The organism is Micromonospora sp. DSM 45708 (genome assembly GCF_039566955.1).
Classification (GTDB): Bacteria; Actinomycetota; Actinomycetes; order Mycobacteriales; family Micromonosporaceae; genus Micromonospora.
Genome location: NZ_CP154796.1, coordinates 5,964,085 through 5,978,273 on the forward strand (window position 1 = coordinate 5,964,085; position 14,189 = coordinate 5,978,273).

At 69.2% G+C, this 14,189-nt stretch carries 15 protein-coding genes; 3 read left to right on the forward strand and 12 right to left on the reverse strand.

Going from position 1 to position 14,189, the window contains the following annotated elements:
- Nucleotides 1–2 precede the first annotated feature (2 nt).
- From VKK44_RS25840 to VKK44_RS25875, 8 genes are all read right to left on the reverse strand, one after another.
- Nucleotides 3–842, reverse strand: a complete 840-nt coding sequence (locus VKK44_RS25840) for a hypothetical protein (RefSeq protein ID WP_343443790.1) — start codon at nucleotides 840–842, stop codon at nucleotides 3–5.
- The gene (locus VKK44_RS25845; protein WP_343443791.1) at nucleotides 833–1,699 is read right to left on the reverse strand and encodes a sugar phosphate isomerase/epimerase family protein; all 867 of its coding nucleotides are present in this window, start codon (nucleotides 1,697–1,699) and stop codon (nucleotides 833–835) included. Before VKK44_RS25845 ends, VKK44_RS25840 begins: the two co-directional genes overlap by 10 nt.
- Nucleotides 1,689–2,735, reverse strand: a complete 1,047-nt coding sequence (locus tag VKK44_RS25850; RefSeq protein WP_343443792.1) for a glycosyltransferase family 9 protein — start codon at nucleotides 2,733–2,735, stop codon at nucleotides 1,689–1,691. The genes VKK44_RS25845 and VKK44_RS25850 overlap by 11 nt, the downstream gene beginning before the upstream one ends.
- The gene (gene ribA / locus VKK44_RS25855; RefSeq protein WP_343443793.1) at nucleotides 2,725–3,309 is read right to left on the reverse strand and encodes a GTP cyclohydrolase II RibA; all 585 of its coding nucleotides are present in this window, start codon (nucleotides 3,307–3,309) and stop codon (nucleotides 2,725–2,727) included. The genes VKK44_RS25850 and ribA overlap by 11 nt, the downstream gene beginning before the upstream one ends.
- A gap of 80 nt (nucleotides 3,310–3,389) precedes the next feature.
- Nucleotides 3,390–3,794 carry a VOC family protein gene (locus VKK44_RS25860; RefSeq protein WP_343443794.1) on the reverse strand — a complete coding sequence of 135 codons (405 nt, stop codon included), beginning with the start codon at nucleotides 3,792–3,794 and terminating at the stop codon, nucleotides 3,390–3,392.
- 123 nt (nucleotides 3,795–3,917) lie between these two features.
- Nucleotides 3,918–4,949, reverse strand: coding sequence for a hypothetical protein (locus tag VKK44_RS25865; RefSeq protein ID WP_343443795.1), 1,032 nt, complete (start codon nucleotides 4,947–4,949; stop codon nucleotides 3,918–3,920).
- A gap of 223 nt (nucleotides 4,950–5,172) precedes the next feature.
- Nucleotides 5,173–6,114, reverse strand: a complete 942-nt coding sequence (locus VKK44_RS25870; protein ID WP_343443796.1) for a glycosyltransferase family 4 protein — start codon at nucleotides 6,112–6,114, stop codon at nucleotides 5,173–5,175.
- A gap of 65 nt (nucleotides 6,115–6,179) precedes the next feature.
- Nucleotides 6,180–7,016 carry a glycosyltransferase family 8 protein gene (locus tag VKK44_RS25875; protein ID WP_343443797.1) on the reverse strand — a complete coding sequence of 279 codons (837 nt, stop codon included), beginning with the start codon at nucleotides 7,014–7,016 and terminating at the stop codon, nucleotides 6,180–6,182.
- 263 nt (nucleotides 7,017–7,279) lie between these two features.
- On the opposite strand from VKK44_RS25875, the gene VKK44_RS25880 reads away from it, so the two are divergent.
- From VKK44_RS25880 to VKK44_RS25890, 3 genes are read left to right on the forward strand one after another with little or no spacing between them, the layout of a single operon-like run.
- Nucleotides 7,280–8,293 (forward strand): ABC transporter ATP-binding protein, encoded by a 1,014-nt coding sequence (locus tag VKK44_RS25880; RefSeq protein WP_343443798.1) that lies wholly within the window; start codon nucleotides 7,280–7,282, stop codon nucleotides 8,291–8,293.
- Complete coding sequence (locus VKK44_RS25885) at nucleotides 8,290–9,078, forward strand: ABC transporter permease (RefSeq protein ID WP_343443799.1); 789 nt, start codon at nucleotides 8,290–8,292, stop codon at nucleotides 9,076–9,078. Before VKK44_RS25880 ends, VKK44_RS25885 begins: the two co-directional genes overlap by 4 nt.
- 2 nt (nucleotides 9,079–9,080) lie before the next feature.
- The gene (locus VKK44_RS25890) at nucleotides 9,081–9,869 is read left to right on the forward strand and encodes an ABC transporter permease (protein WP_343443800.1); all 789 of its coding nucleotides are present in this window, start codon (nucleotides 9,081–9,083) and stop codon (nucleotides 9,867–9,869) included.
- Nucleotides 9,870–9,915: 46 nt separating this feature from the next.
- Here VKK44_RS25890 and VKK44_RS25895 read toward each other — a convergent pair whose 3' ends face one another.
- The 4 genes from VKK44_RS25895 to VKK44_RS25910 all read right to left on the reverse strand — a co-directional run bounded on the left by VKK44_RS25895 (nucleotide 9,916) and on the right by VKK44_RS25910 (nucleotide 14,087).
- On the reverse strand, nucleotides 9,916–10,212 hold the full coding sequence (locus VKK44_RS25895; protein WP_343443801.1) for a helix-turn-helix domain-containing protein: 297 nt from the start codon (nucleotides 10,210–10,212) through the stop codon (nucleotides 9,916–9,918).
- Nucleotides 10,213–10,732: 520 nt separating this feature from the next.
- A complete protein-coding gene (locus tag VKK44_RS25900; protein WP_343443802.1) occupies nucleotides 10,733–11,974 on the reverse strand; it encodes a hypothetical protein in 1,242 nt (413 codons plus the stop codon).
- Complete coding sequence (locus VKK44_RS25905; protein ID WP_343443803.1) at nucleotides 11,961–12,494, reverse strand: SigE family RNA polymerase sigma factor; 534 nt, start codon at nucleotides 12,492–12,494, stop codon at nucleotides 11,961–11,963. Before VKK44_RS25905 ends, VKK44_RS25900 begins: the two co-directional genes overlap by 14 nt.
- 198 nt (nucleotides 12,495–12,692) lie before the next feature.
- Nucleotides 12,693–14,087 carry a glycoside hydrolase family 6 protein gene (locus tag VKK44_RS25910; protein WP_343443804.1) on the reverse strand — a complete coding sequence of 465 codons (1,395 nt, stop codon included), beginning with the start codon at nucleotides 14,085–14,087 and terminating at the stop codon, nucleotides 12,693–12,695.
- Nucleotides 14,088–14,189: the final 102 nt, after the last annotated feature.

A 14,189-nucleotide genomic window follows, 5' to 3' on the forward strand; every position in this document is an offset into this window, starting at 1 on the left:
CCTCAGTGCGCGCGAGCGTCGTCGACGTCGACGGTGCGGTCGGGTCGCAGCCCGTGGGTGAGCGCGAGCCTGGCCAAGAGTTGGAACCCCGCGTCGGGGGGACCGGCGAACTCACCGGTGAGCCACGGACGGTAGCCATGGTCGTAGCGGCTGGCGAAGATCCGCGGGGACAGTCGGAACCTCATCGGGCGGCCGACGGCCTTGGCGGCGTAGTAGGTGTCGAAGCAGGTCGCGCAGTCGCCGCACCAGGCGTCCGCCGCCCGGCCGCATCCTTCGAGCTGGTGCTCCGCGCCGGGGGGCAGAGCCGCCACCAGTTGGTCACGGGTGAGTTCCGCGCACACGGTCCGCACCTGGGTGGTCGGATGGAACTCGTTCCAGCGTGCGAGGAACTCCAGGTCCGCGTCGAGGTCGGCCGGGCCGGGCGGCCCCGCGGGAGGGGCCAGAGCGGCCCGCCGGTGCACGCCCACGTACGCACACGACGCGCCCCGACGCGCCGACCGCACCGCGAGGCCGAACAGCAGCGGCACCGCGTCGTCCGCCGCGCCCTCGTGACGCAGCGTGGTGGGCGACAGGTGACCCACGACGAGATCCGTGTAGGCCGACGCGAGCCCGTTCGACCGCCACTGGGCGATCTCACCGGTGGCGGCGGGGAAGGTCGCACCCGCCGGGGGTACGACCCTGATCTGCGCCTGGCCGCCCCGCAGCCATCCGGCGTACCAGGTCCAGAAGGGGACGTTGGCGTCGGCGGGAACCTCAAGGACGACGGGCCCGGGTGTGGTGAGCGTCCGCCTCAACCCGAGGTAGGTGCCCGCCAGGTCCGGCCCGGCCACCGTCACCTCCATCGCTCGTCCCCGAGGTAGGCGACGCCGGCCCGCAACTGGTCGACGAGGAGTTCCGGCTGGCAGTGCGGCTCCAGGGTGAGCGGCCCGGTGTAGCCGACCCGGTCCAGCTCGTGGAGCACGTCCGTCCACGGCACCTCGCCGGTGCCCAGCTCGGTGGTCTGGAAGGCGGTGGAGCCGTCGGTGTAGGTGTGCCAACCCGACTCGGCGCCCGGCCGCTGCCCACCGATCTCGATCACGTCCTTCACGTGCACGTACCCGACGTACGGCGCCAGCAGCGCCGCGGCTCTCCCCGGGTCCTCGCCGGCGCAGCGGAAGTTGGCCGCGTCGAAGTTGAGCCGGAGCGCCGGGTGATCCACCACCGTCATCAGGTGAGCCAGCGACGACGCTCGTCGGGAGATGTCGTGGTGCTCCGGGTCGTGGCCGAACCCGTCGAACTCGTTCTCCAGCACGACCAGCACACCGGCCTCCGCGGCCTGGTCCAGCAGCGGGGCGACCAGCCGGGCGTAGCGGTCGGCGGCGCGGCGGTCGTCGCCGTCCCCGCCGTGGCCGAAGTAGGTGTTGACCCGGACGGCGCCGAGCAGCCGCGCGATGCGGATGCTCGACGAGATGAGGGCCCGCCCCTCGCCGGTCTCCTCGCCGTGCAGGTAGCTCGGGGTGGACACGCAGGCCGTGCGCAGCCCGGCCGCGTCCAGGGCGGCGCGCACGTCAGCCGCGTCGTCCTCGGTCACCTGCCACGGCGACCACAGTTCGAGCGCGTCGATGCCCAGGTCCCGCAGCACCCGCAGGTGGTCGACCCGGCCGAGCAGCGGGCCCGTGCCGAAGAACTCCGGGGCGGCGACGGCAAGCTCACGGGACATCGCGATCCCTCCTCGATGCGGACAGGACGGTACGGACAGCGGCCCCCACCTGGGCGGCGGTCAGATCGAGATGGCACGGCGCGACGCAGTGGTCGTAGTGCCGGGTGCAGTTGCCCTGGGCCGGACGCTGGTTCGGGCAGCGGGCGCCGATCGCGCTCTGCACCGCGACACCCCCGGGTGACCGCGGGGCCCACACGTCCGCGACGGTCGACAGGAACACCGACACCACCGGCGTGCCGCAGGCGGCGGCCAGGTGGCCGACGCCGGTGTCGTTGGCGACCAGCACGGACAGCGCCGCCAGCCGCGCCGTCAACTCGCGTACCCCGGTGGCGGGGGCGAGCGTCAACCGCTCCGCCGGCACCACCCGCCCGAGCCGTTCCGCGAGCGCCAACGCCTCGGCCCACTCCTCGCCGCCCGCACCGCCGAGGATCACGAAGGACACCTGGTCCGACGCCAACTCGCCGGCCAGCTCCACCCACCGGTCGATCGGCCAACGCTTGGTGGGGGCGCTGGCGCTGCTGAAGAACCCGATCACCGGGTGTACGGGGGGTGATCCGGCCAGCCACTGGTCCTCGACGGGCGCGACGGTGAGCCCCGCCGAGGCGAGCACCGCCCGCATCCGTTCGTGGACATGCAGCCGACCGACGTCGGGAACGTCGTAGAGGTCGTGCCATCGCACCTCCGGGCCGTTCTCCCGGCACCAGGCCCGAAATTGCGGGAAGCGCGGATCGACGGTGAGGTCCGGGTTGCGAAAGTTGACGATGGTGTCGATGCGATGCAGTTCGATGACCCGCGTCATGTGCCGCCAGTCCGCCGGATCGAATCGGCGCCAGTGCGACGGCGTCAGTTCCAGGATGCCGCGCAGGTCGCTCGCCGCCCTCAGGTGTTCGTCCCGCAGAATCGCATTCTGCGGATACGTGTAGCGAATACCAGGATTCGCCGCCTCCAGTCCGCGCAGCACGGGGACCGCCAGACACGCGCTTCCCAGCCCGGTGAAGTCGATGACGAACAGCCTGCGGGTGGGGTCAGCCGACAAAGCGAATCTTGTCGAAGTCGAGAGCGTGCTTGCCCTCCTCGTGCTTCATGAGGAGATAGTCGTACGCCCGCTTGCTCACCTGGTAGGACAAGGCGATCTGCTCGTCGATCACATAGCCGAACCCCTCCAGCGCCTGACGCTTGGTGGGATTGTTGGACAGCAGCGTGACATGTTGGGCCAGCCCCAGGTCCGTGAGCGCGACCTGGGCCAGCCGGTAGTCGCGGACGTCGCGGGACAGTCCGAGCTTCGCGTAGGCCTGGTAGGAGTTGATGCCCTCGACGCGTTGCAGCTCCATGCCACTGATCTTGGTGTCCAGGCCGGCGCCGCGACCCTCCTGGTAGAGGTAGACCACGACGCCGGCACCCCGCCTCGCGACCTCCTGCATCGCGGTCGCCAACTGCGGGCCGCAGTCACAGTCGCACGCCCCCAGCGCCTCGCCGAAGAGGCAGGAGGAGTGCAGGCGCACGGCGGCGCCGTCGCGTGAGAGCTCCCCCAGCGAGATCGACACGCAGCGCTCCGGACCGTCCACGCCGTGCGTGGAGACGTTGAACGTGCCATGTGCCGTTTCGAGCACGGTGCTGGCCAGAATCACAGCTTGTCCCCCTAGGTGTGGTTGCCCATCAGCGGTCGGCCGAACGCGGATCGAATCGGTTCTCAGGTGCGGCGATCGGCGAAGTCGTTCAACTCCACCAGATGTTCGTCAGGATCCAGAACGAAGGCCACTGTCTCGCCCCCGATCCGCCACGGTTCACGCGCCACCCGGTAACCAAGCGCACGCACGTGTTCGACCATCGTGTGGACGTCATCGACCGCGAATGCCAGGTGCTCCGTCGCGCTCGGGCGCGGCACCAGCCCCGCCTCGCACCACAGTTCGACACCGGGTGGCCGGCCGCCGGGCCCGAGCTGAAGGATCACTCCATTGTCGATCTCATATCTGACAATGCGATCCAAGCCCAGCGCCTCGACGTAAAACCGCTCGGCGCGGTCAATGTCTGCGACGTCGACCCGCAGATGGTCGAGGCGAACTTCCACCACGAAATCCCCCTCGGACTCAGCCACCCTGCCAGGACAATCCTCACGAACGGCCGTCGATGCGTCCAGAGTGAGCAGACGTCACCATGCTGCACTGCCTAAATATGCCGACCGGCGCGGTTCGCGACTGCTGTCGCACCGCCGCCCGGATCACGACGACAGCCGGCACTCCCGCTCCGACGCGTCACCGAGGAGGTACCCCGCCTGGAACCGACTCTGCGCACCGGCCTCGTGCAGGATCCGGGCGACGTACTTTCGACACGTCCGCACGGAGATCCCGACGCGACGGGCGATCGTCTCGTCCCGCGCGCCCTGCACGAGCAGTTCCAGGATCCGGCGCTTGACCTCGTCGCCGTCGGTCGGCTCCGGTGTCCGGTCGTCGGTCAGCCGCGCCGCCGCCGACCAGTGCTGCTCGAACGCGCCACACAGCACCTCCAACACGGTCGCCTGACGCACCACGACGACCGCCTCGCCGGCGTCGGCGGCCACCGTCGGGATGAACGCGGCCTGCTCGTGGAGGATCGCCACCGCGCCCGCGACCTCGGGCACGAGACGTGCCTCGTAGCCGGCTTCGACGGCGCAGGCGCGCAGCGCCTGTTCGTCCCGGCCCGACGCGCCGGCCCCGTAGACCACACGGAGGGTCACGCCCCGCTCGGACAGCGCCGGCGCCTCAGCGATCATCTGGTCGAGCAGTCCGCCGAACCGGGTGGGCCCGGGATGCAGCAGGGAGACCTCCGCCACGTCGGCGTTCACGATCTCGCTGATGATGAAGTTGACCCCGGCGTCCTCGGGGATCGCCAGCACGCCCGCGCCGGTGCGGCGCAGCTGCCGTTCCCGGTGATGGTGGTACACGGACGTCAGCTTGCTGAAGTTCTCCCGCATCCGGTCGGCCTCCGCGCGCAGGCGGACGATCTGTCGCTCCAACGGGTCGACCACATCCGTGGCGGCCACGTCCGGTCGCACCGCGCTCAGGCCGCCGGTGGCGTCGACCCGCAGCAGGCGCAACCGGCGCATCCGTTCCAGACACTCCTCGAAGCGCTCCTCGCTGAGCCGGAGCTCGGCGCGCAGCGCTCCGAGGTCGGTCACCACCCCGCCGTCGAGCACCGACCGGTAGAGCAGCCAGTCCAGGTCGTCCGGCGCGGACAACTCATACAAATCATTCGACTCATACTCGACATCCATCGAAGCCCCCAACGTCGATATGCGGCGAACGCCTACGGGGCGGTCATGGCACCGGAGAGCCGGGCCGGCCGAGCGCTACGACCAGCCGACGGAGCCCGGCACCTGTCCGGCGGCGGGCGTCCCGGAGGTCATGGCGTCGTCGAACCGCCGCGCACAGGGCCACAAGAGCCTCGCGGGCGCCGTGCCACCCACTCGTCCTCGCTCCGGCGGATTCGGTTTCCGATTACGCGATCCGCGCGTAGAGCGCTTCGTACGCGTCGACCATCGTGTCCTTCCGGAAGTGCCGAACCACCCGTTCCCGGCAACGCGCCCGATCCAACCGGTCGACCCGCCCGACCGCCTCCACCAGTTCCTGCCAGGTCGGCCGCACGAAACCGGTGACCCCGTCGGCCACCACCTCCTGGGCGGACCCGCGGTCGCAGGCCAGTACGGGCACACCACATGCCATGGCCTCGACCAGGACGAGGCCGAACGGCTCGTCCCACTGGATCGGGGCCAGCAGCGCGGTCGCCCCCTGGAGCAGGGCCAGCCGCTCCTCGCCTTCGACCTCGTTCGCCAGGATGACGTTCTCCCCGTCGACCCAGGGCAGGACGTCCTTGTCGAGATACTCCTCGTCCATCGGGTCGGGCCGCCCGGCCAGGACCAGCCGCATGCCCGCCAACTGGGCGATCTGGACGGCCTCGGCCGTCCCCTTGCGGCGCGACAGCGCTCCCATGTGGAGCAGGTACGGCCTCGACCCGTCCGCCGGGCCGGGGCGGAAGTAGTCGACGTCGATTCCGTTGTAGATGTTCTCGATCCAGTTCATGCCCTGGACGCCCACCCGGCGTTGCCCGTAGCTGATCGAGATGTAGCGGGCCTGCTTGTTGTATTCGTACACCGGGCGTTCCATCGCCCGACCGGTCGTGCCGTGGACGGTGGTGATCATCGGCAGGTCGAGGTGCTTGTCGAACGTGACGGCTGAGACCGTGTGGTTGTGGACCACGTCGAATTCGGCGGCGTGCAGCAGGGACTCCGCCGCGTGGACGTGCTCACGGAAGGAGTCGAAGATGAATCCTTCTTCGAAGGGCATCGAGACGAGGCGGGCGCGGGTGTCGGATGCGGGGTGGCCGAACAGCGTCACCTCATGGCCCCGGGCCACGAGTTCGTTGCTGAGTTCGGCCACCATGTGCTCCAACCCTCCACAGCCGCGAGGGGGGCAGGGCGTGTAGGGCGGCGCAATCATGGCGATCTTCATGCCGTCTGCGCCCCGATCAGGCCCACCTGGACCATGTATTTGTGGTAGGCGGCCAGCCGGGGGCCGTCCGGAAAGTCCTTCTGCCATGGCTTGTAGGGGCCGGCGAAATGCAGGAGACGCGCTTCGGTCAAGCTCCGACCGACCCACTCCAGCTCGTGGCTCTCCATCTCGTTCCAGATCTTGGGCAGCTCGTGCCAGATGCCGTCGAAAACCACATTCAGGGCATCCTGGTCGGGATAGCGGAGCTTACCGGCGTTCTGCTCCAGATATCGAATGCACCGCTCGGTGAAGCCGTTGTTGCGCCAGCTCGCCACGTCGATGAGCAGCACACCCGAGTTGAAGTACTTCCGGTCCGCCAGCGACCCGACCTCTTCCTCGTCGAGACCGGGAATGCCGCCGTTGTGGGCGAAGGTCAGGGTGAAGGCGTCCCGTACGGCGGCGAGTGGGGCGCCGTTCAGTTCCGTGTCGTACAGCGGCCTCAGGTCGCCGGTGCACAGGATGTCGGTGTCGAGGTAGAGGATGCGGTCCACCTCGTCGGGCACCAGGTCCGCCAGGAGCAACCTCAGGTACATCGCGGAGCTGATGTACTCCAGCCCGTTCATGACCGAGCCCGGGAGGTGCGAGACGGCGTCGGTGGAGTCGAGGAAATTGATCGCCGCCCGCCCCGACACACATTCCACCATGCGGTCGAAGGTGCTCGCACCGACGTCGGGCGTCGGCAGGATCCAGAACGTCACTTCGTCCTCGGCTGACGCCCTGGTTGCCAGGATTGATTCGATCGTCACCGCCGCGTAATCGGCGTACTTCTCATCGAAGGCCATGCCGATGTGCATTCTTCTCCCCGTTTTGGCTGGCTATCCAGGTCTTGGAGGGAATCGGCGCGCATGTTTCGGGCTGACCCTGCCGCAGCGAGATGTAATGGGTCAGCACACTCCACTTCAGTCATGCGCACGACGTCCCGGACAACTGCTTTTAACATGGATTCCCGTCAAGATCGTAGCATGGGGTACAGGGGCACGCAAGGGCTCGTGTAAGCCGTGCAAGAAATTGCAGGGGTGGTTGTGCTTCTCGGTGGCGGTCTGCAACACTGCTCGACATGGCATTAATCGAGGCCCATGAACTAACAAAGATTTTCCGGAGACCTTTGAAAGATCCGGGCCTGCGGGGGTCTGTCAAAAATTTGTTTCAAAGACGGTTTGTCGATTCGGTAGTCGTCAATGCAATAAACATTTCCATAACGGCCGGCGAAGCGGTCGCGTACATCGGTCCCAACGGCGCCGGCAAGTCGACCACGGTCAAGCTCCTGTCGGGCATCCTCGAGCCCACGTCGGGAGAGGTCCGGGTGGGCGGTGTCGTGCCCACCCGCGACCGGATGGCCAACGCCCGCCAGATCGGGGTGCTGTTCGGCCAGCGGACCCAGCTCTGGTGGGACCTGCCGGTCCGGGACTCGCTGGAACTGCTGCGGGACATGCACGGGATCTCGCCCGCCGACTTCGCCAGCCAGATGCGGCGCTTCGAATCCGTGCTGGGTCTGGGGGAACTACTACCGGTCGTGGCCCGCAAACTGTCCCTCGGTCAACGCATGCGCGCCGACCTCGCCTGCGCGCTGGTGCACCGCCCCAAGGTGGTGTATCTGGACGAGCCCACGATCGGCCTGGACATCGCCGTCAAATACCAGGTGCGGGACTTTCTCAAGGACCTCGTCGGCGACGGCATCACGCTGATGCTCACCACGCACGACCTGGACGACATCGAGGACACCTGCAAACGGATGGTGATCATCGATCACGGCCGCATCATCCACGACGGCAGCCTGGCCGAGGCGAAGCACAGGTACGCCCGCGAGAGGTCGGTCCATCTGCAGTTGGGTGGCCCGGTCGACCTGGCGGCGCTGGCCCGGCGATTTCCCATGGCGGCCGTGTCCGCCGGGGCGGACCGTGGCGCCTTCACGATCACCTTCGACAAGGAGCAGCTCACGGCGGGGCAGGTGCTGACCGGGGTCGCGCCGCTGGCCGAGGTGTTGGACGTCCGCATCGACGAGCCCTCGATCGAGGACGTGGTACGGCGCGTGTACGCGGGCGACATCGCCGCCGAGGAGCTGACCACGTGAGGGTCAGGGCGTACGCACGCGTGCTGCGGGCCTCCGCGAAGACGATCTTCGCCTACCGGGTGAGTTTCCTGTTCGGCTCCGTGGGCGCCATCTTCCAACTGCTGGCCATGGTGGCACTGTGGACCGCCCTGCTGCGCAACCGCGACGAGTTGGCGGGTTTCTCCCTGACCGACATGAAGAGCTACCTGCTCGTCGGCTATGCCACCGGCGTGCTGGGAACGGGCTTCGGGGAACAGTGGATGGCCGAGCGGATCCGCAGCGGCGCGGTGTCGCTCGATCTCGTCAAACCGCTCAACTACCAGAAGGCGCGCTTCGCCGAGTCGCTGGGCGGGCTGCCGATGGAGGTGGCGCTGGTCGTCGTGGTCGGGACCGTCTTCACCTCGTTCGCCGGCCCGGTGATGACGCCCGCGTACCACCTGCTGTTCCTGATCAGCCTGCTGGCCGTGGTGCCCATCAAGTTCATGATCCTCTACGTGAGCACCCTGATCTGCTTCTGGACGCAGAACTACCACGGTGTGTCCTGGGCGCGGAACGTGATCGTGGCCGTCTTCTCGGGCGCACTGGTGCCGCTGGTGTTCCTGCCGCAGTGGGTCAACGTGCTGGCCACGGCCCTGCCCTTCGCCAGCATCACGTCGACGCCGGCCCTCATCTTCATCGGGCGGATCTCGGAGGCGGAGGCGGCCAGGCTGGTCGGCCTGCAACTGATGTGGGTGGTCCTCCTCTGGTACATCGGACAGTTCGCCTGGCGGCGCTCCGTACGCCACCTGACCGTGCACGGGGGTTGACCATGGGACACGTCCGGTTCTACCTGCGCAGTCTCGGCGCCCACATCCGGGCCGTGCTCGAATACCAGTCCGATTTCTGGATCCTGGTGGCGGCGGGGATCGGCACCCAGACACTGGGCATCGTCTTCCTGGGGGCGGTCTTCGCCCGGGTGCAGACGTTGAACGGGTGGACGTTCGGTGAGGTCGTGCTGATCTACGCGCTGGCCGGCCTCGCGCAGTCCGTGGTGCCCGTCATCGCGGACGGAATCTGGGAACTCGGAAAGTCGATCCACGACGGGAACCTCGACTACTACCTGGTCCGGCCGTACCCTCCGGTGCTCCAGGTGATGAGCAGCCAGGTCGGTTTCAATGGCGTGGGGGACACGGTGGGGGCCGGCATTCTCTTGGGCTGGGCCCTGTTCCACGTGGATGTCGGGTGGACGGTCGGCAAAGTGCTCGTCGGCGCGATCCTCCTCGTTTCGGCGATCGTCATCCGGGTTGCCATCACGGTCGCCTCCAACTCGGTCTCCTTCTGGGTGCGATCCCCGTTTCCGATGTTCGCGACCGCGGTCTACCACGTCGGCGAGCTGGCCCGCTATCCCATCTCGATCTACGGCTTCGCCCTCAAGCTGGTGGTGGTGGTCGTGGTGCCCTTCGCCTTCGCGGGATTCGTGCCGGCGAGCTGGCTCCTCGACAAGGGCGGATACGGCTGGCTCGGCCTGCTGACGCCGGTGGTGGCGGTGGCGTGGGCCTTTCTGGCGTACCGCATGTTCCACCACGGCCTACGGCGCTACGAAAGCGCCGGGAACTGATCGACGCGGGTCGGCGGCCCGGTGGTGGCGGTCGCCGCGGCGACCGTCACCGCTTCTCGTTCTGCCGAAGGGCTTCCTCGAGCTGGTCCTCCAGGATGATGATCCGGCAGGCGGCCTCCATGGCGGTGCCCTGGTCGACCATCTCGCGGGCCCGGGCGGCCAGGCGTAGCTGGTAACGGGAGTAGCGGCGGTGCCCGCCGCTGGAGCGGTGCGGGTTGATCAGTCCCGCCTCGTCCAGGCGGCGCAGGAAGTCCTGGGTGGCGCCGAGCATCTCCGCGGCCTGGCCGATGGTGTAGGCCGGGTAGTTGTCATCACCGAACATGTCGTCGGGCTGCTGCCCCATGTCACCTCCACGTCGAGGGCCCCGGCGCACAAGCGCCGGGGCCCAGGGTTACGGGTCTGAACACCATCTACCGACAGGAACGTCGGTTTGTCGTATGCGCGCCAGCCGCCGTGGACGGCTTCGGGCGCGAGGATCGCGTATGCGTGACCGGAGACCACCTCTCGTTCGATGGAAACTGCGGTGTCCGCCCGGCCTGACGTGCCGGCCGAGGGCGGGCGATCCAACGGTGTACGGCCCTCCCTTTCCTCTGCCTACTTCTTTCACGTGCGGTGGTGCGGCCCGCCGGTTCGGAGCCCACGCGACTTCATGGCCCCGACACGCGCGGCGAGCATCAGGTGCAGCCCCGAAAAGAGCCTTGGCTCCACCTGCGTCACGCCGTCCGTCATGACCTCACGGCCGGACGGCCCGTCCACGTCTTGACGGATCTTATCTCTCGACTTGAAGAAGAGTATGCCACACCGCCGAGGATGTCTAGGCTCGCCGGCACAGATTTTCTCGCCGGCGAGCCCGGTGCCCATCGTTACGGCCGCAGAGCGCTCGCGGCCGGGGTCCAGGTCGACTCGTCCCCGACGTCGGCGACCGTGATCCCCCTGGCGATCTTCTCCAGCTCGGCCTGCGGCAGCCTGTCGCCGAGGCCGGTGGCGCTGACCTGGAGGACGACGGTGCCGTCGGCGCTCCAGATGTTGCAGAAGCCGCCGACCGCGCGACCCGCTTCCCGCAGTCGCCGGTCGGACGCCTGGTAGCACCTCGTCGTGCCGGGCTCCGGCGACTGGTTCGCGCTGGTGCTCGGCGTGACGAAGATGTGGAACCCGTCCCTGATGGTGCCCTCGACCGCGTCGTACGGTGCGGTCAGGCCCGAGGTAGGTGCCGCCGGCCGGGTGTACGTCGCGCCGCCGTAGTCACCGGCGCGGGCGGTGGCGATGCCGCTGAGGCCGGGCATGGCGTGCGTGCCGGTCTGCAACGGCAGGTAGCCGGCCGGCACGTAACCCACCGTGAACGGCACCAGGGCCGGCGTCGGCCCGGCGGGCTTCAACCCCTCGACCAGACCGCCCAGGTCCGCGAAGCTCGGCGTGGCCTCATCGCTGGAGATCGACGTGACAGCCGCCCACGCGTCGGCGGCGTACTCCCAGGCGAACAGTTTGTTGCCCGCGTCGATCGGGTTCTTCGGGTCCAGGCCGACCGGCAGCGTCGCCTGCACCGCCCGGTGCCCGGCCACGGTGACCGTCCTGCCGTTCCTGATCCCGGCGGGGTCGAAGGCGCCCGGCCGGTAGACGGTCAGATACGCCCACAGGGACGGTTTCCCTCCGGCGGCCTTCCTCTTCTGCTCGACGGTGTCGCCCTGCGCCTCGGCCTCCGCCGCCGTCACGGGCTTGTCGTTCGAGGTGTGGCGGTCGGAGTAGACGGAGGCGATCTGGTACGCGGTCGAGGTGACGATCGGGTTCTGCACGTGCAGCGTGCCGGCGTCGTACCCCTGGAAGGTGAAGGTGAACGGCGCGGCGGCGGGCCAGGTGGCTCCGACCGGCCGGGACGCCGCCGCGGCGGCCGGGGCCGGCGTGGCCGGGGTGTCCCGCTCGGCGCCCAGGGTCGGCAACGTGAACGCGCCGGCGACCGCGACCACGACGAGACCGGCCGCGCCGGCCGACGCGAACCCGGCCCGGCGGCGCCGCTCGGCCCGCCGCCCGGCCGCGACGATGTCGTCGGCGGTGCGCCGCATCGGTGGTTCGTCGTCGGTCACGGCGTCCACCAGGTCATGCAACTGCATTGGTCCACTCCTCCATCGGCTTCCCGGTGAGTTCGATGCGTTCGCCGCCGAGTGACTCGCGCAGCTTCGCCAGGCCACGGGAGACCTGACTCTTGGCCGTGCCCACGGTGCAGCCGAGTACGCCGGCCGTGTCCTCCAGGCTCAGGTCCAGGTAGTGCCGGAGCACGACTGCGGCCCGCTGCCGGGCCGGCACGGCGTCGAGCGCCGCGCGCAGGCGCATCCGCTCGTCGGTCGCACCGGCCGGGTCCCGCAGCGCGATGTCCGGCATGGCGTCGCCGGACGACCGCTCGCGCCGCCAGGGCCGGCGGGTCTCGTCGACCGCGGCCCGGTAGACCATGGTCTTGACGTAGAGATCGGGGCGCTCCAGCTTCCGCCAGCGGGGGTAGAGCTTGATCAGCGCGTTGGCCACGGCGTCCTCCGCCGCGTGCCAGTCGCCGCAGGTCAGGTACGCCAGCTTGCGCAGCGCCGCCATCTGCGACGTCACGAACTCGCGGAATGCTTGCTCGTCTTCGGCTCTCACGTCGACTGCCTCCTCGTGACGGAGGTAGAACGGAGCCAGCCACCCGGGACGTTGCACGGTCCGGGGAAGTAGTTGTGCGGGTGTTCCGGGCGCAGGTGTCAGCGAGACGCGGGCCCCCTGCGGTGAAGCGGGGTCAGCCACCCGCCGGGGCCCGGCGCGGAGAGTCGTCCTCCGCACCGGGCCCCGGCGTCACGCGGGTCAGGCAGCGGTGCAGCTCGCCGCCGCACCGGGGCCGGTGCCGGTGCCCTGGAAGCCGAAGTTGGTCGACTGCCCGGCACCGACGTGCCCGTTGTAGCTCACGTTGGTGAACCGGATGGTGCCGCTGGTGCCGCTGGCCTGGGCGCTCCAGACGCCGGTGGTCGCGGCGCCGCCGGGCAGCGTGATGGTCACGGTCCAGCCGTTGAGGTCCGCCGAGCCGGCGGTGACCGTCACGCTCGCGGTGAACCCGCCGGACCACTGGTTGAGCGACACCGACGCGGAGCAGCCGTTGCCCGTCGGCGGCGGCGTGGTGGTGGGCGGCGCGGTGGTCGGCGGCGCGGTGGTCGGCGGCGCCGTGGTCGGGGGCGCGGTGGTCGGGGGCGCGGTCGTCGGGGGCGCGGTGGTGGGCGGGTTCGGGACGCCGTTGGCCAGGCTGAAGGCCAGGTCGGGCTGGAACGAACCGGCCGTGTAGCGACAGCCGTCCGCCTCACCCGGCGGCTTCACCCAGAGGTACGCGTCGATGTTGGCGTCGCCGGTGGCGGTGGTCGGGTACATCCCGATGCGCCGGTCGGTGTTGTCGTCCGCGCACCAGTCCCCACTGGCGCCGCCGTTACGGCTGGTGTCGATGATCTGGCGCTTGCCGGAGATGCCCATGCCGTTGAGGGCGGAGATGACGGCCCGGCCGAAGTTCGCCTCGCCGGAGGTGGGGTTGAAGTTCGACACGTTGGTGAAGAAGCCGTCGGCGTACTGCACGCCGGCCGCCCGGAGCCGGTTGGCGGTCTCACCCGCGCTGTTCCAGGTGGAGTGACCGCCGTCGAGGTACACCTTGGCGTTGGGGTTGGCCGACTTGATGGTCCGGGTGGCCGTCGAGATCGCCTGGTTGCGGGCGCTGAGCTCGCCGCTGTTCAGGCACGTCTGGAGCGCCAGCGAGTCGGTCTCCAGGATGATCAGGACGGTCTGGTTGCCCAGCCCGCGGGCGAAGTTGGACACCCACGTCTGGTACTGGTTGAGGTCCGGTGCCCCGCCCGCGCTGGCCCCGCCGCAGTCCCGGTTGGTGATCTCGTAGACCGAGAGCACCGGGATCTGCTGCGCCGCGTTGGCGGCGCCGACGAACCCGGAGACCTCGGACTGGATGGTCGACGGGTTGAAGTTGGCGAACCAGCGGGCCTGCGGTTGACTCGCGATCTTGTCGCGGATGACGGCGGCCCGTGAGTCGCCGGGGTTGGCGGCGACCCAGCGGACGACCGCCGAACTCGGGTCGCGGTAGAGCGAGCCGGACACCGTGCCGGCGGACGCGTCGCCGATGGTGAGGCTGACACCGGCGGCGGTGACGGCCGCGACGGCCGCCACGCCGAGGGCCGCGGATCTGCGGCGCAGCGGGGAGAGGATAGCCACGACGTGTTTCCTCCTGATCACATTGATGTATCTAAGTTCATGGGAGCGTTCCCATGGACGGTAGCGGAGGCGGGCCCCGCTGCCAAGATGCACGGCTGAACT